The sequence below is a fragment of the Alcanivorax xiamenensis genome, from assembly GCF_009846745.1.
Lineage (GTDB): Bacteria > Pseudomonadota > Gammaproteobacteria > Pseudomonadales > Alcanivoracaceae > Alloalcanivorax > Alloalcanivorax xiamenensis.
In genome coordinates this window covers 1-21,517 of sequence record NZ_AQPF01000036.1, presented here as the reverse complement: position 1 = coordinate 21,517, position 21,517 = coordinate 1, and the positions used below count along the sequence as shown (strand labels likewise).

Below are 21,517 nucleotides of genomic sequence, written 5' to 3'. Positions count from 1 at the left end.
CTCCCCGACTTTACGCAATTTTGCGTTTCCCCCTCTTGTGTTCCCTGATTGTGGAGAGCATCACTAGTCAGACTCAGGTTCCCATGTCTGAAACCGCGGGGAGGTATCATGAGCGACAAACAACCGTTTCTGACCGATATCAAAACGCTGCGAGAGCGAGCTCGTAAACACATCGAACAAGGGGCGGTGACCGAAGGCTACAACGCGGATCGCGCCCAGGTGGTCGAGCTGTTGAATGCGGCCCTGGCCACGGAAATCGTGTGCACGCTGCGTTATAAACGGCACTACTATATGGCGGATGGGCTCAACGCCAGTATCGCCGCCGAGGAGTTCCTCGAACACGCCCAGCAGGAACAACAGCACGCGGACTGGCTGGCCGAACGCATCGTGCAATTGGGAGGGGCACCGAATTTTTCCCCTGAAGGTCTGCAAAGTCGATCCCATGCGGAATACGTGGAAGGCGAGACTCTCAGGGATATGGTGCGCGAGGATCTGGTCGCTGAGCGGATTGCTATCGACAGCTATCGTGAGATCGCGGCCTATCTGGGCGAGAAGGACCCCACCACCCGTCGTATCATGGAGGAAATCCTGGCCCAGGAGGAAGAACACGCCGATGATATGGCGGCGATCCTGGAGGCGCTTTGATTTTCCCTTTCACGGAGCGCTGGCCGGAGAGCCGGCGCCGCTTACGCCGACGTCGCAATGGAGATATCTATGACCGAGCCCCGTGTCGTGAAACAACCTGGCCGTATTATCGCCGGCATTCAGATACGCACCAGTAATGAGTTGGAAATGCGCTCGGATGACGCCCGCATTCCCCGCCTCTGGCAAAGCTTTGAAAGCGAAAAACTGAATGAGGTGATCCCGGATAAGGCGGCGGGGTCCCCGGTGTATGGTGTTTACACCGAGTACAGTAACGGCATGGACGGCGAGTACAGCGTGCTGGCCGGGGTCGAAGTCACCGATGAGGCCAAGGTGCCGGACGACTACCTCACGGCGGTGCTCAATGCGGGCGACTATCTGGCTTTTGAAGCGCAGGGGCCGCTGGACAGGATCGTTCCGGAAACCTGGGCGCGGGTATGGGCTTATTTCGAGTCGGCGCAGGCGCCGCAGAGGGCGTTTGATACGGACTATGAGGTCTACGAGAGTACCGACAAGGTCACCCTGTACGTCGGCATCCGCTAAGCGTTCTCGGGGCGGGGACCGGGCTCCGGGCCCGGCCTCGGCCCCTGAGGCGCTGCTTACAGGCCCATGCAGTTGGCGTAGAAAGTAGTGGTAGCGGGCCAATCGGAGAAGACCGCGGTCACCCCTACGTCTCGGGCCAGCACGTCCAGCAGTGTCAGTGTGTCGCCGTCATTGTCGATGGCCTCATTGACGCTCTGATAATACCAGCCGCCTCCCGAGGCCAGTGGACCGGAACGCTCCAGTGACCAGGCAATCAGTTGCAACCCGGCGGCTTTGGCCGCTCGGGCATATTCGCTGGGAACGATCTGGTTATTGGCATCGGTGGTGACCAGCATCCACAGCGGCGGCGCCAGATAATTCACGCCTTGACCGGCCAGGGTGGCCATGTCCGGTTCCCAAGTGCCGGGGTTTTGCGGGTCCAGTCCGCTGCCGTCACGATCGTCCAGGTAAACCGCCTGGCGGCCATAGGCCGGCTCGGCGCTGATCCAGTAAAGCACGTCATCCAGATTGAACGATTGGGGCAACACCTGACGGGGTGAGACGCCGGCTTCCTTGTACTCGTTGATCAATTGCTGGGCGTACCGTTCCTGGGTGTAGTCCCCGTCGTACGGCATGGGAACACTGGGTTCCTTGAGCTCGGGAGTCATTTTCACGCCCAGTTCCTGGAACAGCGCGATGCTCTCCTTGTGGCTCATCAAAGTGCCGTTCTGACTGTAGAGATCGGTGCGCCAGTCCGGTGTGGACGCCATGTATTCCTCCACGGTGCGGGCATCGGGATTGCCGGCGTCCATCTTGCCTTCAAGGCTTTTGAATTCTTCCAGGGTCAGATCACTGGTGCAGCAGCTCACATTGCTGAAGTCGTATTCACCATTGCCCAACGGCACGGGCGGGCTGCTGCATTTGCCGGCCAGATCGGTGGCCAGGATGTTGGTGGTGGTGTGCAGATCGCACTGGGAATGGCGGCAAACCAGTTCCTTGTCCCGGGTGAAGGCGACATCGCATTCCAGAATACCGGCACCCATGCGAGCGGCGGCCCGGTAGGATTCCTCGGTATGTTCGGGGAACTGTAGCGGGGCACCCCGGTGGCCGATGGACCAGTCCGTGCTCCGTTGCGGGCGTTTCCGCTCGGCACAGGACTGCAGGCGCCGCTTCAACGGGCCGGGATCCATGTCGTCCACCAGATAGTAGGGGCGTGGCCCCAGTTCCACCGTGCCGGCGATATGGACAGGGCGGTGGCGGTCGGGGCCGTGATCGGCACCGTGGCCATAACCGTTACCTTTGCCGTTGTTGGCGCAGGCAGCGGTGGCCAGACCGAGCAGGGACAGGGCAAGCATGGAACGAGTCACGGTCGAACGCATGGCGGGAGCTCCCTTCTTGAGTTATTGGCGGACTTCCCAACCTAGGAATGTTCTATGACGATCCGGTTAGCGTCGTGCCTCCGCTCGAGCCGGATGTCTGAAGTGTGCGTTGTGTCACGATCTCCCAGGAGGCAGGGTGCCTTTCGCGGAAGGATGTTCCGTTACGGTGCGCGTTTGGCATGGATGCTGCTTCTTTATTCAGGAAAGAAAAAAGTTCATCGCAGTTTAGAGGGCCACGGTGCTTTAATCATGGGCGCGGGTCTGTAACGGAAGGGGCTACGAAGCCGCTGTGGGAAGCGGCCTTGGCCGCGAATGCCCTGGGTCGTTGGCGATTCGCTTGCAAGCAAGCTTCCCACAGCGGCTTCGTAGCATGATCTGAATGGATGTCTTCGAGGTAACCGAGCAATACGGGTCTCCTTTCCTCTCCTGGAAAGGTTTGTCGTTGTTGGCGTCCGCAACGCGGCGGTTCACTCGAATCGGGGCTGCACGGAGCCCGGCTGGAGCGAGACTTCCCGCTAAACCGCGATGAGCCAGAAAAAAGGGGGGGAGGCATGAGCACGGGATTGAGCGATCACTGGTTGATGCACCGGCAGGTGGTCAGTCTGGTAAATCAATGCCGGCGCCGGATTCGCGAGGAATTCGCGGTAGCGCTGCGATTGTCTGATGCTGACCTGCGCCAACAGCTCAGACACTATGCCCGGGTTAGCCAGGACACGCGGATCCGTGCGTTGCTGAGCGAAATCGATAGCCTGGCGCCGGAGCTTCCGGCTGAGCCCGAGGCGCCTCGTCAGATGTACCGTGGGCAGGCGGTTCGTTCAGAGGAGAAACCTTCCCAGGCCAGAACGCCCAAGCCGGTGAAGAAAAGCAAACGAATGTACCGCGGGCGCCCAGTGGAGGATTAGGGGAAGGGCTTCCTTTCAATCCGGGGTTTTGCCTTTCTGGAGGGGAGCGTCACCGGTCAGGGCGTTCCAGGACACGCTGTGAATACGTCCCTGTAAGCTCGTGTTTGGCCATCCCTGGCCAAACACGGTCCTGGAACGTCCTGACCGGCGACACTCCGCGAGTTCTGAAGTGCCCAACTTCGAATCAAGGTTGGGTGGAAAGAACACAGAACCCTTCGGTTGGCTGTGACCGAGGGTCTTGCGTGTATCCCGGGTGTCCATGACTGTGTGAGGCAGGACGCCGAACGCAAGCCTACAGGGATGTATTCACGGCGGGTCATGGGCACCCGGGATACACGCAAGACCCGCCTGCGAAGCACCAAGGCTTCCCATCACAAAGAGTCGATTTCCCGCCAATCCGCGATGAACTTTATTTTTTTCCCAGTAGAGGTTTCAGAAAGCGCCCGGTGTGGCTGGCTTTGACCTTGACCACCTGTTCCGGCGTGCCCTCGGCGATGATCTCGCCGCCGCCGTCACCGCCCTCCGGGCCAAGATCAACGATCCAGTCGGCGGTCTTGATCACGTCCAGGTTGTGCTCGATCACGACGATACTGTTGCCGTGGTCGCGCAGCCGGTTGAGGACGTCCAGCAACAACTGAATATCCTGGAAGTGCAGCCCGGTGGTGGGCTCGTCGAGAATGTAGAGCGTGTTGCCAGTATCGCGACGGGACAGTTCCCGCGCCAGCTTTACCCGTTGCGCTTCACCGCCGGACAGTGTGGTGGCGGCCTGGCCCAGTTTGATGTAACTCAGACCCACGTCCAGCAGGGTCTGCAGACGCCGTTGCAAAGCCGGCACCGCGTCGAAAAACTCGCGACCCTCTTCCACGGTCATTTCCAGCACTTCGTAGATATTCTTGCCCTTGTAGGTGATTTCCAGGGTTTCCCGATTGTAGCGTTTGCCTTCGCACACCTCGCAGGGAACATAAATGTCTGGCAGAAAGTGCATTTCCACCTTGATCACGCCATCGCCCTGGCAGGCCTCGCAGCGGCCGCCCTTGACGTTGAAGCTGAAACGGCCGGGCTTGTAGCCGCGGGAGCGGGCTTCCTGGGTACCGGCGAACAGCTCCCGCACCGGTGTGAAAATACCGGTGTAAGTGGCCGGGTTGGAACGCGGGGTGCGGCCGATCGGGCTCTGATCGATATCCACCACTTTGTCGAAGTGATCGAGCCCCTTGATCTCCCGATACGGCGCCGCGCGCAGAGTGGTGGCTTTGTTCAGGCGGGTGGCGGCCACCGGGTACAGGGTGTGGTTGATCAGCGTGGACTTGCCGGAACCCGAGACGCCGGTAATGCAGGTGAACAGGCCCACCGGCAGTTTGAGATGGGCGTCTTTGAGGTTATTGCCGCTGGCGCCGGTGAGTTCCAGCCAGCGGTCGTTGGCGGCGACCCGTTTTTTCGGAACGGCGATGGCGCGCCGGCCGGACAAATAGTCACCGGTCAGGGACCGGGGGTTGCCGGCCACGTCTTCCGGTTTGCCCTGGGCCACCACTTGTCCACCATGCACGCCAGCGCCGGGGCCGATATCGATGACATGGTCCGCCATACGGATGGCGTCCTCATCGTGCTCCACTACCAGTACGGTATTGCCGAGATCACGCAGCCGGGTCAGGGTGCTGAGCAGGCGCTCATTGTCGCGCTGATGCAGGCCAATGGAGGGCTCGTCGAGCACGTACATTACCCCCACCAGGCCAGCGCCGATCTGGCTGGCCAGGCGGATACGCTGGGCCTCACCGCCGGACAGGGTCTCCGCGCTGCGCTCCAGAGTCAGATAGTCCAGGCCGACATTGACCAGGAACTGCAGACGGTCACGGATTTCCTTGAGAATCTTCTCGGCGATCTCGCCCCGGCTGCCGGCCAGTTTCAGTTGATCGAAATAGTCGAATGCCTTGCCCACCGCCATGCGCACCACCTGGGGCAGTGTGGTTTCGTCGATGAACACATGCCGGGCGGCTTCCCGAAGCCGGGAGCCGTGACAGCTCGGGCAGGTGGAGGTCGACAGGTAGGTGGCCAGATCCTCGCGTACCGCGTCCGACTCGGTTTCCCGATAGCGGCGCTCCATGTTGGGGATGATGCCCTCGAACGGATGGTTGCGGCTGATGATGTCTCCACGGTCGTTGAGATAGCGGAATTCCACGTTTTCCTTGCCGGTACCGTAGAGGATCTTCTTGCGGACGGTTTTACTCAGTTTTTTGAACGGCACATCCATATCAAAGCCGATGCTGTCAGCCAGAGAGGTGAGCATCTGGAAATAGTAGACGTTGCGGCGGTCCCAGCCGCGAATCGCGCCCTCGGCCAGGGACAGTTCATCGCTGGTGATGACCTTGTCCTCGTCGAAGAACTGTTTGACACCCAGACCGTCGCAGCTCGGGCAGGCACCGGCCGGGTTGTTGAATGAAAACAAGCGGGGTTCCAGTTCTGGAATGGAGTAGCCACAGTGGGGGCAGGCGAATTTGGCGGAGAAAGTCGTCTCTTCGCCCTTGCCGTCCATGGGGGCGATTACGGCGATGTCATCCGCCAGGTGCAGGGCGGTCTCGAACGATTCCGCCAGACGATTCTGCAGATCCGGACGCACCTTGAAACGATCCACCACCACTTCGACGGTGTGCTTCTTGTTCTTGTCCAGGGGCGGGGTGTCGTCCATGTCGTGGATACGGCCGTTGACCCGGACCCGCACGAAACCCTGGGCACGAAGTTCGTCGAACAGATGCAGATGCTCGCCTTTTTTTTCCCGAACCACTGGCGCCAACAGCATCAGCCGGGCCCCATCCTCCATGGCCAGTACCTGATCCACCATCTGGCTGATGGTCTGGGCCGTCAGTGGCGTGTCGTGCTCGGGACAGCGGGGTTCGCCTACCCGGGCGAACAGCAGCCGAAGATAGTCGTAGATCTCGGTAATGGTGCCCACGGTGGAGCGTGGGTTGTGGCTGGTGGACTTCTGTTCGATGGAAATCGCCGGGCTCAGCCCCTCGATATGGTCGACATCGGGCTTTTCCATCATCGACAGGAACTGCCGGGCGTAGGTGGACAGCGACTCCACGTAGCGGCGTTGCCCTTCGGCGTAGAGCGTGTCGAACGCCAGCGACGATTTGCCGGAACCGGACAGGCCGGTGATCACCACCAACTTGTCCCGTGGAATGTCCAGGTCCACGTTTTTCAGGTTATGGGTACGGGCACCGCGCACCAGAATGGTATCCATGGGTACTGCCACCTACTGTCAAAATGAACAGTGGAGTATAGGGGAAATGATGTGAAGGAGAAAAGAAATGAACGGTCGGGCGGCGGCGGGACTGGAAGGGCCGACACGCGATGCGTGTCGGCCGGGGGGAATCACAGGTTTTCCTGGGCCCAGTTCACCGCCTGCAGGCGATTGGAAGCGTTGATCTTCTTGAAGATGTTGTAGATATGGGTCTTGATGGTATGGGGGCTGAGGTTCAGGGCGCTGGCAATCTCGGAGTTCTTGGCGCCGGTGGCCATGACTTTGAGTACTTCCACTTCGCGGTCGGTCAGATTCACTTCGCTGCGTGAGAAGGTCTTGTTGAACGCGCGGCTTTTCACCAGATATTGCTGCAGCACTTTGCGCGGGAACCACAGCTCGCCTTCGAAAATTGCCTTGATACCCTTGGTCAGCAGGCCCTGGGGGCAGTCGTGCAGGAAGCCGCCATTGACCATCGGCAGGCCGGCCAGACGCGACAGGGAGGCGTCGTCGTCCACGTTGAAGACGCCGGTGAGCACGTCGCAATCCAGGCGCTGGTCCACGGCCAGGAGATGATTGATGACATCGTTGACGTCCACCGAATGGTAATCCACCAGGAACAGGTTCTGCTCCGCTCCGGCCAGATCGTCTTCGGCTACCATGTCAACCGTTTTCACGGCGGTGGCGGGAATGGACTCCTTAGCGAGAAACTCGGTAAGCAGGGCGTTTTGCAGGTGCTGGTTACCAACCACGTACACCTTCTGAGCAGGGATTTTGTCCATGGAGTCTTCCGTGATGCGCTGAGGCTATCGGAGTGGCTACGAAAAATACCGTATTGTGCAAAAATCTATCACCCCTGGCGGGGCGGTTCAATTTGCTATTGCCTTAACTGACAAGGTTTTACAGGTTCGGGCTTGATTCGGATCGGTATCCGGTCGTTTTGTTCCCGCCCGGTGCCGGGGGAATCTGGTACACTTGCCGCCCCTAACCAGTCGCACCAGTTGTCAATCACCATGACGGATCAGCCCACCGCCGCGCTACGGCGCACGGAAATCAGTGCCAGCGGTTCCCTGGCCGCGATCTTTGCCCTGCGTATGTTCGGGCTGTTCATGATTCTACCGGTGTTCGCCGTGTTCGGTGGGCAGCTTGAGGGCGCCACCCCGCTGCTGATCGGTACCGCCATTGGCGCCTACGGTTTGATGCAGGCGTGTCTGCAGATCCCGTTTGGTATGCTCTCCGACCGCTTCGGGCGCCGTCCGATGCTACTGATCGGTCTGGCCCTGTTCATGGCCGGTGGCGTGGTGGCGGCGCTGAGTGACACCATCCACGGCGTTATCCTGGGGCGTGCCCTGCAAGGGGCCGGTGCCATCGCCAGCGTCATCATGGCGCTGATCGGCGATGTGGTGAGCGAGCGCAACCGTACCAAGGCAATGGCCCTGATCGGAATGTCGGTGGGCGGTTCCTTCATTCTGGCACTGATTCTGGGGCCACTGCTGGCTCACTGGCTGGGACTGAGCGGCCTGTTCTGGTTGACCGTGGCCCTCGGGGCGGTGGCGTTGCTGGTGGCGCTGCGGGTGCCGGCGCCAAAGGTGATGCAGGATGAGGCGCTGCCGCCGTCGCAGCGGTTCCGGCAGGTGCTTGGCAGCCCTGATCTGCGCCGCCTGGATCTGGGTATCCTGGTGCTGCATCTGACCATGACCGCGTCCTTCGTGGTGCTGCCCAAATTATTGCAATCCCGGCTCGGATTGAGCCTGGAGCAGCATAGTCTGCTGTATCTGGTGGTTCTGGTGGCGGGTTTCCTGGCCATGATCCCGCTGATCATCGCCGCGGAGCGCCATGGCGCGGTACCGATCAAAAGAGCGGCGGTGGCTTTGCTGATCGTCGCCGAGGTGTTGCTGGCGGTGGCCGGCGAGACCTTGTGGCACTTTGTGCTGGCCTTGTTTGTCTATTTCATGGCCTTCAATCTGCTGGAAGCCCTGTTGCCCTCCATGGTTGGCCGAGCCGCGCCAGCCGGTACCCGTGGCACCGCCATGGGCGTGTACTCCACCAGCCAGTTCCTGGGCGTCTTCATCGGCGGGCAACTGGGCGGTGCCCTGTTTCAGTGGGTGGGCGCCGAGGCGGTTTTCTATGGGTGCGCCGCCATGGCGCTGTTCTGGTTATGGCGTCTGGCCGGCATGAAGGAACTGCCAAAGCTCGATAACCGGGTCATTCAACTGAACCCCGCCGACGACCCGCGCCATACGGTGGAGCGGCTGCGTGCCGTGCCCGGTGTGCTGGAGGCGGTGGTGGTCACCGAGAAGCATCTGGCCCTGCTGAAGGTGGATAATCAGCTGCTTGACGAGCACGCGCTCCAGGCCCTCGCCGCCGAAGGGCAAAACTGACAGAATACCCGTTTATCCAGTTACGCCGCCGCAGGGCGGCCAGTCGAATTTGAGGGAGTGAAAGGCCATGGCGAGAGGGGTGAACAAAGTGATATTGATCGGCAACCTGGGTGCCGATCCGGAAACCCGCTTCATGCCCAGTGGCGGGGCGGTGACCAATGTCCGCCTGGCCACCTCGGAAACCTGGAAGGACCGGCAGACCGGTCAGATGCAGGAGCGTACTGAATGGCACCGGGTGGTGTTCTTCAACAAGCTTGGCGAGATCGCCGGTGAATACTTGAAGAAAGGCAGCAAGGTTTACATTGAAGGCTCGATCCGTACCCGTAAATGGCAGGGGCAGGACGGCCAGGACCGCTACACCACCGAGATTGTCGCCAACGAAATGCAAATGCTGGATGGCCGTGGCGAAGGCGGTGGCGGCTTCGGTGGCGGCGACCGCCAGGGCGGTGGCGCGCCCCGCCAGCAGCAAGGCGGCTACGATCAAGGCGGCAATGACTACAACCAGGGCGGCGGCCAGAGCGGTGGTGGTCAAAGTGGCGGTTTCGGTGGCCCGGCCGACGATTTCGACGACGATATCCCGTTCTGACTGCCCGACCCACTCCTGCCCGGGGGCCGTCTGCCCCTGGGCGTCCCCGCGAGGCGGATTTCCAGCTTCCCTTTCCTGAATGTCCTGGTCCCGTGAATATTCCATGACAAAACGACGGTCATGGCGGTCGCGGCTCGTCTTGTTAATGCGGCCCACCATTTCGCGGCAGGTTGCCCGTCGCCGAGGTGGCCAGGCGGCATCAAGTATCAATCCAGACAGTTGGCATCTTTTCGTTGCCCCCGCTCCCGGGGCAACGATCTTTTTCTTCTCCTGATGCCGGCCCTTTTCCTGCTTTCCTCGACGCGCTTGTCACCGTCGCTTCATGGCCATCCCGCCCCGGGGAAAGGGCGTCATGGGCGTGTCATCGTGATGGTCCACCCTGGTGCCCCGTCTTGTGAAATCGCGCCGTCTTGCCCTGCGCGCGGCACTGGCCCTATTTGAGCAGGTGCTAGCAGGCTCCGGATTGAGGTACAGTTAACGTTTCGACTTCGTTGCTGGCGCGGTCGTACCAGTCGGTCCATCAGGACACGGCCAGGCAAGTTCATTGGGGTGTAGTGGATTCATGACCATGTATGCCATGGAAAACAAACGTCCGTGCCGGCACCATCGCATGCCCGGCAGGATGTCGGATGTTGGATTGAAATGATGCGTCGTGGTTTCGCCTTGGGGGCGGTGTTTGTCGTCAGTCTGATCCTGTTTCTCATTGTGTTGATGCCGGCGGCGGTGCTGGTGGAGCGGATTCCGCAACTGCGCCCGGGGGGCGCGCCGCTGACCGTGGCCGACGCCCGGGGGCGCTGGTGGAGCGGCTCCGCGGCGGTCAGTTGGCGCGATCAACAGGGGCGGGCGCGCTGGGAGGTCAATTGGCACGGATTGACGCCGGGGCTTGATCTGGCCATGGTATCCAACGATTTGGATGTGCAAGGCTGGCTGGGCGCCGCCTGGGGTAACTGGCGTCTGGAGCAATGGCGCGCCAGCGTGCCGGTGGCGATGGTAAGCCGCTATATTCCCCAGGGACAGGCCGATGGCACGGTAAGGGTAACCCTGATTGCTCTGGAACTCGCCGATGATGCCGTGGTCGATGCCAAAGGCACCCTTGATTACAGTGGGGGCACGGTTGGCTGGGGGCGCGGTGAGTCGGCGCCGGTGCCGCCTCTTCAGGGGCGTCTGAGCATGATGGAGACCGGCCCGTCGCTGGTGGTGACGGACCCCGAACAGAAAAAAGTGGTTGCCGCCCGGGTGGCGGAGCAAAAACTGAACGTACAAGTATTCAGGGCGTGGCCCCAATTGCTCGGGGTCAGCCAGGGGGGGGATCCCTCCGATGTGGTGTTCCAGATGAGTCAGCCGTTTCCGCCGGGACGCTGACAGATAGCGCTGGAAAAAAAACCGCATTTTTTATATTACGGTAATGTGTCCGCTGTAGGGTCGGTCGACGTCGGCACCCGTGAACGTGTGTCAATGCGGCGGGCCCGGGTGAACAAGGACATCCGGCCAGCCCTGGGTCGTCAGTTCCGGTATCGGAACGGCGGAGGTCGGTGGCGGTTGGTATAACGATAACGGGAAGTGACGCTTTTATGATTCAGTGGGCCCAAAGGGGAAATGCGCAGCAATGGCAGCCTCCGCTCCGTATGGCGGTGATGTTGCTGTTGGTGGTGGGGCTTGCCTACCTGATCGCGCAGACCGTCTGGCTGCTGAGTTACGGCCCCAATGATCCGGTACCGGAATCGGGGCTGCGCACCATGTCCGCGTCCGGGCAGAGCGGGGAGCGTCGCGGCATCTCTCCGTCGGAGATGGAAGCCTGGAACCTGTTCGGGGTGTACCAGGCGGAGGAGGACGTCAGCGACAAGCCTGTCGACGCGCCGGATACCCGCCTTAAACTGAAACTGCTCGGTGTCTTTCGCAGTCTGGATCGCAGCCAGTCTTCCGCCATTATTGCCGAGAGCGGCGGGGACGCCGAGCTGTACCACATCGGCGATGCCTTGCCCGGCAACGCCACCGTCGAAGAGATTTACGCCGACCGTATCATCCTCAAACGCGTGGGGCAGTTGGAAACTCTGCGCCTGAGCGAGCTGGCCGCGCTCGGCGGGGTCTCGGTATCGTCCCGGCCGCCGCCGCCTCCTCCGCCAAGACAGCCCGAGGAATCCTCGCCGGGTGAGGCTGACCTTGGCCAGCAGCGCACCACACTGATTCGTCAGCTCGGCCTCAAGGCTGTTGCCAGTGGCGAGAGCCAGGGGTATTCGCTGGGCTCTTCCGCGCCAAAACAACTGATCGAGCAGGTCGGCCTGAATCAAGGCGACGTGATTTTGTCGGTGAACGGGTATCTCCTGGGCACCGAGGAAAATGACCTGGCGGCACTGCAGTCGTTCCAGGAGTCCCAGAGCGCCACCATCGTGGTACAGCGTGGCGATCAGGAATTCACCGTGAGTTATCCACCGTAGCGAGACCTTTATGGAGCCCCTGAAACAGCATCGTGGAGTTTCTGCCAAGAGGCTCCTGGCACCGGCCCTAGGCAGCATTCTGGCTGTCCTTGTCGTGTCCGTGAGCCTGCCGGCCCACGCGCAGCGCGCCGGCCAGGACCAGGTGGTGCAGAACGCCGATGGCAAGACATGGACCGTCAATATCCGTAATGCGGATATACAGGCGTTTATCAGCCAGGTGGCGGAGATGACCGGCAAGAACTTCGTGGTCGATCCACGGGTCCGGGCCCGTGATGTGACGGTGATATCCAATCAGCCGCTGACGTCCGCCGAGGTCTATGAGCTGTTCCTGTCGGTTCTTCAGGTGCATGGTTACGCCGCGGTACCTTCCGGTGATGTGGTCAAGATCGTCACCAACACCACCGCCAAGCAGAGCAACCTGCCGATGACCGAGGCCAACGAGGCCGGCGGCGAGGAACTGGTAACCCAGGTGATCGCGGTGCAGAACTCCCCGGTGGAGGAACTGGTACCGGTGCTGCGCCCCCTGGTGCCCCAGTACGGCCATCTGGCGGCGGTGGGCTCCGCCAATGCTCTGATCATCAGCGACCATGCCGACAATATTCAGCGCATGCGCGCCATCATTCATCACCTCGACAACACCGAAAGTGAAGAGGTGGAGATTGTTCAGCTGCAGCACGCTTTCGCCGGCAACATGGTGTCGCTGCTCGATCAGTTGGTCAGCAGTCCCCAAGCGGCGGGGGGCAACCGCCGTGCGCCGAGAGCGGAGTCCGCCACGGTGGTGGCCGATGAGCGCACCAACCGTCTGATCCTGAAAGGCGACAGGGCCACCCGGGCGAGGCTGCTGCCGTTGATCGCGCGGCTGGATACTCCTTCTTCCGCCTCCAGCCGGGTTCAGGTGATCCGTCTGAGTCATGGCGACGCCGAGGATATGGCCGAACTATTGATGAACTTCGCCCAGGGGGCGGCGGCGGTGCGTAAGGGAGGGGAAGGTTCCAGTACCCCGGGCGGTTCCAGTGGCGCCGCCGTGGCGGGCACCGGCGACAACAAAGTGTCGATCCAGGCCGACGCTTCTCTCAATGCTCTGGTGATTCGCGCCGAGCCGGAGATGATGAATGAGCTGCAATCGGTGATCAGCCAGTTGGACGTACGGCGTACTCAGATCCTGATTGAAGCGGCGATTGTCGAGGTCACCGGCGACAAGGCTGACAGCCTGGGCTTTCAGTATCTGGCCGGCAGCAGCAGTGGCGGTTATGGCGGCGTCAATTTTTCGGGGCAGGGGCTTAGCGTACAAGGCCTGATCCAGGCCATGCTCACCGATGACCCCACCAATCTGACGCTGGGCGACGGTATTGCCGCTGGTTTTGGCGAAACCGACGCGGATGGAAACCTGCGTTGGGGCGCTCTGGTTCAGGCCCTGGCCAGCACCACCAACACCAATCTGTTGTCCACTCCGAGCATCCTGACACTGGATAACCAGGAAGCGTCCATTATCGTGGGGGAGAATGTGCCGTTCATTACCGGGCAGTCCACGTCCTCCAGTTCCACCACCGCCAACCCATTCACTACCATCCAACGGGAAGATGTGGGCCTGACCCTGAAAGTAACCCCGCATCTGGCGGGTATGGATACCATCCGGCTGGAGCTGGATCAGGAAACCTCCGCGGTGAAGGATGATTCCTCCGCGTCCGATATCATCACCACCAAACGCCAGTTGACCACCACGGTGCTGGCGGATGACGGTCAGACCATCGCCTTGGGGGGTTTGATCAGTGATGACGTGCAGAAGACCGTGCGCAAAGTGCCCCTGTTGGGCGATATTCCTCTGTTGGGTGTGTTGTTCCGCGCCACCAGCGAGACTCACGTGAAACGCAATCTGATGGTCTTCATCAAGCCGACCATCCTGGAAAGCAATGAGCGTCTGGTGGATATGACGCGCGACAAGTACATGGGGATCACCGCCATGCAGTTCAGCGTTGATGAGAATGGCGAATTAGTGCAGGAAGTGAAGAACCCGCTGCCCACCCGGGTCGACCGGCTGTTCAATGGCCGTACCAGCACCTCCGATGATTATCGCCGGGCCTATGAGCGCGAACAGCAACGCAGCGCCGATGAGAGTGTGGTGCCGCCGGCCTCCGGGCCCGTGATCAACGCCGAGCAGGGTTCAGCGGCACAGAAGAGCAAAGCCGACGACGAACAAGGCGAACAATAAGCCTCGCGGGAGCGGTTGGGTTCCCGCCGCTTCCCGTTCTTCCCGTCTTCGGTGAGTGAGCGCTTGTCGCAAGCGGACTATTCCGATGAGGTGGCGTCCAGGGCGCGTAGATTGTTGAGTACCCGCCGGGTTCTTTCCAGCTTCTTGTTGAGCTCCACGTTGTCCGGTGCCAGGGGCTTGAGCTCCTGCCAGATGGCGTACGCGGCCTGATATTCACCACGGGCGTAGAGCGCATCCCCGGTGGCCATATCCTTGTTGTAACGCTCTCGGAAAAGCGTCTCCACCTCGTCGCGCAACGCCGTGAGATGGTTGTTGGGGGTGGTGCGCAGGTATTCCCGTATTGCCAGCAGATCCTGCAGCGAGCCGCTTTCGCGGTAGGCGGCCATTAAAGACTCCGAGCGTTGCTGTTGGCGTTGGGTCTGTTGTTGCTCGGCTCTGTGGCGGGCTTGGGCCAACACCTGCTGCGCTTGGTTCAGGGCCTCGGGCACGGGTCGATCCGGTTGTAGCTGGTGGGCCAGATGCAAAGCCCGTTGTGCCCGTGACCAGTCCCCCTGCGCGGCGTAGGCGTTACCCGCTTCGGTGAGTCGCTCGGCCAGGTCGGCCCGCAGAGTCTGGCGAAGCTCGAGGGTCTGCCCCGCTTCCGGCAGGGTGTAGCCGGGGAGTGTGCTGTCCAGGGAGGCGCTGTCCAACAGGGCGCGGGCCTGGGCCTGCCACCATTCGGAAAGACGTTGCCGCAGGCGCCGTGCCTCTTGCTGATGCAGTGACTCACGCAAGGCCACCAGCGGGCCGGGATAGATCAAATGGCCGCCGGTGGATTCCAGTAGTCCCTGAGCCTCACGCCACTGTTCCTGCCCGGCAAGGCGCTGTGCTTCCGCCAGGGTTTGGTCCCGATATTCGCGGCTCGCCTTGATGATGTCTTCCCGCTGTTGGCTCAGTGCCGCATGATCCGGGGCGTCTTGTCTCAGGCGCTCATCCAGCATTGTCAGTGCTTCCCGGTAACGGTGCTCATGGAGTACCTGCTCCAGGGTCTTCTCGGCGACTTCCGGCGGTGGCGGCGTGGTTTGGCAGGCGCTCAGTGCGAGCGCTCCGGCCAGCAAAAGCAATCCGGGGCGGCGTGATGAATCAGGACGATGCACGGTGGCCGTCCGTATTGAGGCGGGTCAGGAATTGGGCGATGCGTTGCTCCATCAGGGTTTCGGACAGGGCGTGCACACCGTTGACCCGATAGGTGCTGACCGGCTCCTGTCGGCCACGAACGCGCATGGAGCCATACTCCAGGGCCCGCACCCGAGGGGCAATATTGGCGTCCTTGAACACCGAGGCGGCGGCAATGATTTCTCCCGCGGCGGCCATGTTTGAGAGCCGGGATGCCAGATTCACGGTATCGCCGACCACGGTGTACTGCATGCGATCACGGGAGCCCAGGTTGCCGGCCAGCATGGCGCCGGAATTGATACCGATACGGAATTCCACGGTGGTCAGGCCCCGGGCCTGACGGTGCTCATTGAGGCGCTGGATCAGGCGCTGGATCATCACCGCGCAGCAGAGGCCATGGAACAAGTGCTCCGGATCCTCTTCCGGCACCCCGAACACAATCATGGCGCAGTCGCCCATATATTTGTCGATGGTGCCGCGATAGGAGTCCGCCGCCCAGGCGATGGCGTCGAAGTAAACGTTGAGCATGTGGGCCACGGCTTCCGGTGCCAGACTCTCCGACAAGCGGGTAAAGCCGACAATATCGGCGAACACCACGGTGGCGTTGACATCCCGTCCGCCGAGAGTGACCTGGTCCAGGTCGGCCATCATGCTTTTCGCCACCGAAGGGCTGACGAAGCGCTGCAGAACCCTTTCCACCTGGTCTTTCTCCAGCATGCTGTGAGCCATGCTGTTGTAGGCCTCGATCAGCAGCCCGATCTCGTCATTGCGGCGTTCGTGGATACGGAACTGCAAGTCGCCGCGCCGCATGGCGCTGGTGGCGGCCAGCAGATCACGAATCGGCTGGGACAACCGGCGGCTGATCACGAAAGAAGCGATGATGGCGATCAGGCCCATGATCACGGTGGCGGTGATCATGGCGGTCCGGACTTCTTTCTGGGCCAGAGCGATAGGTTGATCGGAGAGGGTGATCGCCACCGCGCCGACCTGAGTATCGTTCACCATAACCGGAGAAATATAAGTGCTCATGGGGGCGTCGGCCAGGGTCCAGCGGCTGACGCCCGCCTCGCTCTGCGGTCCGCGTTGGGTCGGCTGCACGCCGGCTTCGTCGATCAAGTCGCCGTTCCGGTCAAACAGGGTGGCGCCATAAATATTGTCGCTGCGAACCAGGTTGTTGATGTGCACCTTGAGCAGGAAACGATCCTCGGCCAGCAGAGGTTCACGGGCGGTATGCGCCAATTGGGAGGCTATGGCGCCGCCGAAGCTGTCCGCCTGTTGGCGCATGCGTTCCAGCTGGTTGTTCAGCAGCAGAGTGCCGAGAATGGCCATGCCCAGAAGGAGCATCGCCGAGATCGACAGGCCCATTTTCCAGGCAACCGGGAAATAGGCGGGCAGGTAAGGTCGCAACAGCCGGCTGAGCCGGTGCTTGCTCTGTTGCGGTTGTTGTTTTGAAGAATCGTCCACGCTGCTGTTCCTAGAGCCCGTTTGGGAGTGCCCGTCTTCGCCGAAGCTTGAGGCAATATCGCCGTACCCTTGCCGGGGGCGGCTCATAACCGGGCCGGGTGCCGTCGACACCGTGTTGGTATTCTCTATCGGTACTTTCTATTGCTACTTTCTCTCGGTATTTTCTACCCGTATTCCGTATTCTACCTGAATGGCCGCTTCGCGGAGGAGAAGATCAAGGCGTGTCCCCTGTCGGCGGCTTGCCAGGCTGCGGTTCCGGTGTCACATTGCCAGAATGGCGCAGGTTAGGGAACCATGGAATGGGCCTCGTTTCCACCCAACCAGCATGACGGGCTTCGGCGGAGGATGCCTTGTGCATCCGGTAGCCGGGTAGTTCCGGGAGTATTGTCCCGGGAAAGCGGGTTCCAGGAAATTACGATGGGATTTATAAAAGAGCGGCGAGTGCCCGCCAATGGTCTGGATATGTACATTGCCGAGGCGGGCGCCGAGGGTGCCCCTTTGGTGTTGTGTTTGCACGGTTTCCCGGAATGCTGGGCCTCGTGGCGCTATCAGCTGCCGGTGCTGGCTCAGTCCGGATACCACGCGGTGGCGCCGGATTTACGTGGTTACGGCGAAACCCGGGGCGCGGCGACGGTGGAGGACTGCCGTCTGTCCTGTCTGGCCGCGGATGTGGTGGCTCTGATCGAGGTGCTTGGCGCCGAGCGGGCGGTGCTGGTAGGGCATGATTGGGGGTGTGCACTGGCTTGGGAAGTGGCCAGAACCTATCCGGAGCGGGTAACGGCGGTGGTAGGGCTATCGGTTCCCTATGGCGGCCCCGCGCCACGCCCGCCCACGGAAACGATGCGGGACCTGTTCGGCGACCATTTCTTTTACATGCTTTATTTCCAGCAGGCCGAGGTGCCGGAAAACGAGCTTGGAGAGGACGTTCGATATAGCCTGAGGGCCTTGTTTCACAATCTGTCCGCCGAAGGCATGGCCAATTTCCAGGTGGCACCGGATGACAGCGGTGTGCTGGATTCCATGCGCGTGCCGGCGCGGCCCTCGCGCTGGATGCGTGAGGAAGACCTGGATTATTACGTGGCCCGCTTCGAAAAGACCGGGTTTACCGGGGCGCTCAACTGGTACCGGGCCATGGATGCATCCTGGGAAGAAAGCCGCGCTGACGACAACTGGGCGATTCAGGCGCCGGTGCTGTTTCTCGGTGGCATGCAGGATCCGGTACTAATGTTCAGTCAGAAGGCGTTGGCGCGCATGCCGGACTATGTGCCGAATTTGAATACCGTGGTCCTGGACCAGTGCGGGCATTGGATCCAGATGGAGCAGGCCGCGGAAGTGAATCGGGAAATACTCGCGTTTCTGGCGGAGGCGGCGCCGCCCGGAGGGGATCACCCCGAACCCTGATCTGCATCAAGGGGGCCCGGGCGTGAATCGGAGACTATTCTCTCCGGGGCGCAAGCCCCGCTGCGTATGCTTCCGGTATATCCGGCTTTTCAAGGCCCCACGGCGGGGCCTTTTTTAATGGTTCATAGCGGAATGACTGGAATGACCGGAATGGACGTCTACTAGCGGGCGTAATACGGCTCCGCTGTCCATGATGGAAGGCAAGGCCGTTTCCCGCTAAACCGCGATGAACCTTTTTATGACCACCATCCCTGGCGGCCGCCACCATCGCGCGGAACGAACCCGCTACCAGTGAATCCCCTTGAACAGCCGCGAGAAGGCCGCCTGCTCCCGGCTGATCCGCTTCGGCGTGCGCTCGCGTCGCCCCATCGCGGCGGCGGAGTCGGAGAACAGTTTGTAGCCGGTGTTCATGATCGTTTCCGTGGCCCGTGGAGTAATGAAGTGCATCACCTGGCCGAGAACGCCGAGACTGGTGGCGATCCGTTTGGGTTGGCGCACGATGGCGTCGCAGATCATGTCCGCCGCCTGGCTGGGGCTGATGGTGGGCACGTGATTGTACAGCTTGGTGGGCGCGATCATCGGCGTGCGCACCAGAGGCATGTTGATGGTGGTGAAACGGATGCCCTGGTGAGCCAGCTCGCTGGCGGCGCAACGGGTGAACGAGTCCAGCGCGGCCTTGGACGCCACATAGGCGGAGAAGCGCGGCGCGTTGGTCAGAACCCCGATACTGGAGATATTGATGACGTGCCCGCTGCCCTGTTCGAGCATGCTCGGTAGCAGGCGCATGATCAGCCGCAAGGAGCCGAAATAGTTCAGCTGCATGGTGCGCTCGAAATCGTGGAAGCGGTAGACCGAGTTGACCACCGAGCGGCGAATGGAGTGGCCAGCGTTGTTCACCAGGATATCGACCCGGCCGTAATCCTCCAGGACCTCTTTCACCAGGTCGTCCACGGACTCCAGCTTCGAGACGTCGCAGCGGTAGGCCCGGGCGATGCCCCCCACCTGCTTGATCTCGTGCAGGGTCTCCTCCAGTTTCTCGGGAGTACGGGCCACCACCAGCACGGTGGCGCCGGCGCGAGCCAGCTTCAGGGCCGAGGCCTTGCCGATCCCGGAAGTGGCTCCGGTGATCAGTACCACCTTGTCTTCCACCTTGTCCGGCAGCGATGGCAACGGCTGCAATTCATCCTCACGTTGATCCCGTTCCGGGTCCAGGTGGTTTTCCCAGAAATCCCACAACTGCTGGATGTAGCTTTCCAGATCCGGCACTTCAATGCCGCTGCCCTCCAGTGCGGCCCTGGCCCGCTGATTGTCATACTGGGTCGGGAACGTCAGGAATTGAACGATGGTGGGGGGAATATCCAGGCTTTCCAGCAACTGGTTGATCAGGGCTTTCGGCGTCAGTGCGTTGACGCCTTTCCTGACGAAACCGGGTACCGCGTTGAAGACACGATTATCCAGGCGCACCGGCATGCGCGGCGCCTGGGCGGCACCGGCGATGATGTCCATCACCTCGCTGAAGTTATAGCTGCGCCCGGCGGTCAGGTGAAAACACTGACCATTGCCGTCGGTTTGATGGGCGATGTGATCCAGTGCGTTGGCCACGAAATCCACTGGAACGATGTTGAAATGGCCGCTTTCCACGCCCACCAGCGGGAACCAGTTGGGAAGGTAATCCTTGAGCTTCTGGATCAGTTTGAAGAAATAGTACGGGCCGTCGATTTTGTCCATTTCCCCGGTCTGGGAATGGCCCACTACCAGAGACGGCCGGTAGATGCGCCAGGGTATCTGGCTTTCCTGGCGCACCAGCGCTTCCGATTCATGCTTGGTCAGCAGGTAGGGATTGTCCAGGCCGGTGGCTTCTTCGAACATGTCTTCGGTGAAGGTGCCGGGATAGAGCCCGCCGGCGGCTACCGAGGAAACGTGATGGAAACAGCTGGCCTGCAACTGTTCCGCCAGTTTCAGGGTCTGGCGGGTGCCTTCGATATTGGTGTAACGCTGAGTGTTCTCGTCGGCATTGAGGTCATAGATCGCCGCCAGGTGGAAAAAATGGTCAATCTGGCCGCGCAGGTCATCCAGGTCCCGCTTGCTCAGCCCCAGGCTTTTTCTCGTCAGATCACCGGTGATCGGCACCAGGCGCTGCTCCTCCACGCCCAGGCGTCGCCGCAGCGCCTCCAGCTTGTATTCGGAGCCCGGACGAACCAGGGCGAAGACCCGGCTGCCTTCCCGTTTCAGAAGCCGGGCAACCAGAAAGCGGCCGATGAAGCCGGTGGCCCCTGTGACGAAATAATTCATGGTGGTCAGTCCCTCGTTAGCACGCACGATTTGTTGTAGAGCCTGTTTGGCGATCTTGCCGGGCACCTGATCGATGATGCGCCCCTTGTCCGGACGATACCAGCGTGGACCGGTCTCGTTTTTACAGCTAACAAGTGTTAGTTATTTTGTGGTCATTACCTTCTAATGTCAACAGCCTCCCCAGGCTGTTGCAAGAAGCCTGCCTTTTATGGCTATATAGGGATAAGTAATAACTAACAGTTGTTTGTTGAGAATGACGGAAACCCTGCGACAAAAGCAGAAAAAGGAAACCCGCGAACGGATTCTGGGCGCGGCCCGGCAATTGATGGCTGGCGGGCGGGGCCTGGACAGTCTGGGATTGCGCGAGGTGGCTCGTGAAGCCGGCCTCGCCGCCACGTCTCTGTATAACCATTTTCCCGATATGGAAGCGCTGGGGCTGGCATTGATTGACGAAGCCTGCTTTCGGCTGCGTGTGGCCATGTCGGAGGGGCGGCGCAGCATGATCGAGATCGGGCCACGCCAGGCGATTCAGGAGTTGGTGGGACGTTTCGGCCGCTTCATTCTGTCCAACGAAGGCGAGTTTCGCCTGTTGCTGCAGCAGCGGCTTGGGCGCAGCCGGCGCTATCGGGCCCGTATTCACAGTGAGCTGCAATTGCTGGTGGATGAGTTGGCCGAGGATATCCGCTCGGTGGTGGCGGCCCAGGGGCGCCCGGCGGTGCCCGCCGAGCGTGAGGCGGAAGCAGCGGTGTCGCTGATGTTCGGACTTGGCGTGGCGATGCTGGATGTCTCTCCGGCGCGGCGCGAGGAACTGGCCGCCAACGCGGTGGAGCAACTGGCGATCCTGGCCCTGGGAGGGCGTCGCTGGGCTCAGGGTGAGCGCCTTTAGTGGTCTTCCGGCGGCCCGCTGGCGGCCTGGG

General features: G+C 61.2%; 16 protein-coding genes. 10 read left to right on the top strand and 6 right to left on the bottom strand.

Going from position 1 to position 21,517, the window contains the following annotated elements; all coding sequences use genetic code 11:
- The first annotated feature begins 108 nt into the window (after positions 1 to 108).
- On the top strand, positions 109 to 645 hold the full coding sequence (locus A6D6_RS16590) for a ferritin-like domain-containing protein (RefSeq protein WP_159661333.1): 537 nt from the start codon (positions 109 to 111) through the stop codon (positions 643 to 645).
- 69 nt (positions 646 to 714) lie between these two features.
- Positions 715 to 1,185, top strand: a complete 471-nt coding sequence (locus A6D6_RS16585) for a GyrI-like domain-containing protein (protein WP_159661332.1) — start codon at positions 715 to 717, stop codon at positions 1,183 to 1,185.
- A 56-nt stretch (positions 1,186 to 1,241) separates the two neighbouring features.
- Here A6D6_RS16585 and A6D6_RS16580 read toward each other — a convergent pair whose 3' ends face one another.
- Complete coding sequence (locus A6D6_RS16580; protein ID WP_159661331.1) at positions 1,242 to 2,543, bottom strand: glycerophosphodiester phosphodiesterase family protein; 1,302 nt, start codon at positions 2,541 to 2,543, stop codon at positions 1,242 to 1,244.
- Between the two features lie 551 nt (positions 2,544 to 3,094).
- On the opposite strand from A6D6_RS16580, the gene A6D6_RS16575 reads away from it, so the two are divergent.
- Positions 3,095 to 3,445, top strand: a complete 351-nt coding sequence (locus A6D6_RS16575) for a hypothetical protein (protein ID WP_133492886.1) — start codon at positions 3,095 to 3,097, stop codon at positions 3,443 to 3,445.
- Positions 3,446 to 3,854: 409 nt separating this feature from the next.
- Here the strand turns inward: A6D6_RS16575 and uvrA are convergent, their stop codons facing one another.
- Positions 3,855 to 6,680, bottom strand: a complete 2,826-nt coding sequence (gene uvrA / locus A6D6_RS16570) for an excinuclease ABC subunit UvrA (protein WP_159661330.1) — start codon at positions 6,678 to 6,680, stop codon at positions 3,855 to 3,857.
- 131 nt (positions 6,681 to 6,811) lie between these two features.
- On the bottom strand, positions 6,812 to 7,459 hold the full coding sequence (locus A6D6_RS16565; protein ID WP_055099462.1) for a LuxR C-terminal-related transcriptional regulator: 648 nt from the start codon (positions 7,457 to 7,459) through the stop codon (positions 6,812 to 6,814).
- A gap of 231 nt (positions 7,460 to 7,690) precedes the next feature.
- Between A6D6_RS16565 and A6D6_RS16560 the strand changes: the two genes are divergently transcribed.
- The 5 genes from A6D6_RS16560 to gspD all read left to right on the top strand — a co-directional run bounded on the left by A6D6_RS16560 (position 7,691) and on the right by gspD (position 14,288).
- Positions 7,691 to 9,058, top strand: coding sequence for an MFS transporter (locus A6D6_RS16560; protein ID WP_159661329.1), 1,368 nt, complete (start codon positions 7,691 to 7,693; stop codon positions 9,056 to 9,058).
- A 67-nt stretch (positions 9,059 to 9,125) separates the two neighbouring features.
- Positions 9,126 to 9,644 carry a single-stranded DNA-binding protein gene (gene ssb, locus A6D6_RS16555; RefSeq protein WP_159661328.1) on the top strand — a complete coding sequence of 173 codons (519 nt, stop codon included), beginning with the start codon at positions 9,126 to 9,128 and terminating at the stop codon, positions 9,642 to 9,644.
- A 642-nt stretch (positions 9,645 to 10,286) separates the two neighbouring features.
- Positions 10,287 to 11,006 carry a type II secretion system protein N gene (gene gspN, locus A6D6_RS16550; RefSeq protein WP_133492882.1) on the top strand — a complete coding sequence of 240 codons (720 nt, stop codon included), beginning with the start codon at positions 10,287 to 10,289 and terminating at the stop codon, positions 11,004 to 11,006.
- Positions 11,007 to 11,215: 209 nt separating this feature from the next.
- Complete coding sequence (locus tag A6D6_RS16545; RefSeq protein WP_236564140.1) at positions 11,216 to 12,079, top strand: type II secretion system protein N; 864 nt, start codon at positions 11,216 to 11,218, stop codon at positions 12,077 to 12,079.
- Between the two features lie 94 nt (positions 12,080 to 12,173).
- Positions 12,174 to 14,288, top strand: a complete 2,115-nt coding sequence (gspD, locus tag A6D6_RS16540) for a type II secretion system secretin GspD (RefSeq protein WP_159661327.1) — start codon at positions 12,174 to 12,176, stop codon at positions 14,286 to 14,288.
- A 77-nt stretch (positions 14,289 to 14,365) separates the two neighbouring features.
- Here the strand turns inward: gspD and A6D6_RS16535 are convergent, their stop codons facing one another.
- A complete protein-coding gene (locus A6D6_RS16535) occupies positions 14,366 to 15,424 on the bottom strand; it encodes a tetratricopeptide repeat protein (RefSeq protein WP_159661326.1) in 1,059 nt (352 codons plus the stop codon).
- Complete coding sequence (locus A6D6_RS16530; RefSeq protein ID WP_159661325.1) at positions 15,411 to 16,907, bottom strand: adenylate/guanylate cyclase domain-containing protein; 1,497 nt, start codon at positions 16,905 to 16,907, stop codon at positions 15,411 to 15,413. Before A6D6_RS16530 ends, A6D6_RS16535 begins: the two co-directional genes overlap by 14 nt.
- Positions 16,908 to 17,324: 417 nt before the next feature.
- Between A6D6_RS16530 and A6D6_RS16525 the strand changes: the two genes are divergently transcribed.
- On the top strand, positions 17,325 to 18,308 hold the full coding sequence (locus A6D6_RS16525; RefSeq protein ID WP_159661324.1) for an alpha/beta fold hydrolase: 984 nt from the start codon (positions 17,325 to 17,327) through the stop codon (positions 18,306 to 18,308).
- A gap of 285 nt (positions 18,309 to 18,593) precedes the next feature.
- Here A6D6_RS16525 and A6D6_RS16520 read toward each other — a convergent pair whose 3' ends face one another.
- Positions 18,594 to 20,600 carry an SDR family oxidoreductase gene (locus A6D6_RS16520; RefSeq protein ID WP_133492877.1) on the bottom strand — a complete coding sequence of 669 codons (2,007 nt, stop codon included), beginning with the start codon at positions 20,598 to 20,600 and terminating at the stop codon, positions 18,594 to 18,596.
- 253 nt (positions 20,601 to 20,853) lie between these two features.
- Here A6D6_RS16520 and fabR point away from each other — a divergent pair, with 253 nt between their 5' ends.
- The gene (fabR, locus tag A6D6_RS16515; RefSeq protein WP_133492876.1) at positions 20,854 to 21,486 is read left to right on the top strand and encodes an HTH-type transcriptional repressor FabR; all 633 of its coding nucleotides are present in this window, start codon (positions 20,854 to 20,856) and stop codon (positions 21,484 to 21,486) included.
- The last annotated feature ends 31 nt before the right edge of the window (positions 21,487 to 21,517 follow it).

Coding starts and splice junctions, on each gene's coding strand:
- A6D6_RS16580 (WP_159661331.1), bottom strand. CDS start 2,543: ATGCGTTCGACCGTGACTCGTTCCATGCTTGCCCTGTCCCTGCTCGGT.
- A6D6_RS16590 (WP_159661333.1), top strand. CDS start 109: ATGAGCGACAAACAACCGTTTCTGACCGATATCAAAACGCTGCGAGAG.
- A6D6_RS16520 (WP_133492877.1), bottom strand. CDS start 20,600: ATGAATTATTTCGTCACAGGGGCCACCGGCTTCATCGGCCGCTTTCTG.
- fabR (WP_133492876.1), top strand. CDS start 20,854: ATGACGGAAACCCTGCGACAAAAGCAGAAAAAGGAAACCCGCGAACGG.
- gspN (WP_133492882.1), top strand. CDS start 10,287: ATGATGCGTCGTGGTTTCGCCTTGGGGGCGGTGTTTGTCGTCAGTCTG.
- A6D6_RS16575 (WP_133492886.1), top strand. CDS start 3,095: ATGAGCACGGGATTGAGCGATCACTGGTTGATGCACCGGCAGGTGGTC.
- A6D6_RS16545 (WP_236564140.1), top strand. CDS start 11,216: ATGATTCAGTGGGCCCAAAGGGGAAATGCGCAGCAATGGCAGCCTCCG.
- A6D6_RS16525 (WP_159661324.1), top strand. CDS start 17,325: ATGGGATTTATAAAAGAGCGGCGAGTGCCCGCCAATGGTCTGGATATG.
- A6D6_RS16560 (WP_159661329.1), top strand. CDS start 7,691: ATGACGGATCAGCCCACCGCCGCGCTACGGCGCACGGAAATCAGTGCC.
- A6D6_RS16565 (WP_055099462.1), bottom strand. CDS start 7,459: ATGGACAAAATCCCTGCTCAGAAGGTGTACGTGGTTGGTAACCAGCAC.
- A6D6_RS16585 (WP_159661332.1), top strand. CDS start 715: ATGACCGAGCCCCGTGTCGTGAAACAACCTGGCCGTATTATCGCCGGC.
- uvrA (WP_159661330.1), bottom strand. CDS start 6,680: ATGGATACCATTCTGGTGCGCGGTGCCCGTACCCATAACCTGAAAAAC.
- ssb (WP_159661328.1), top strand. CDS start 9,126: ATGGCGAGAGGGGTGAACAAAGTGATATTGATCGGCAACCTGGGTGCC.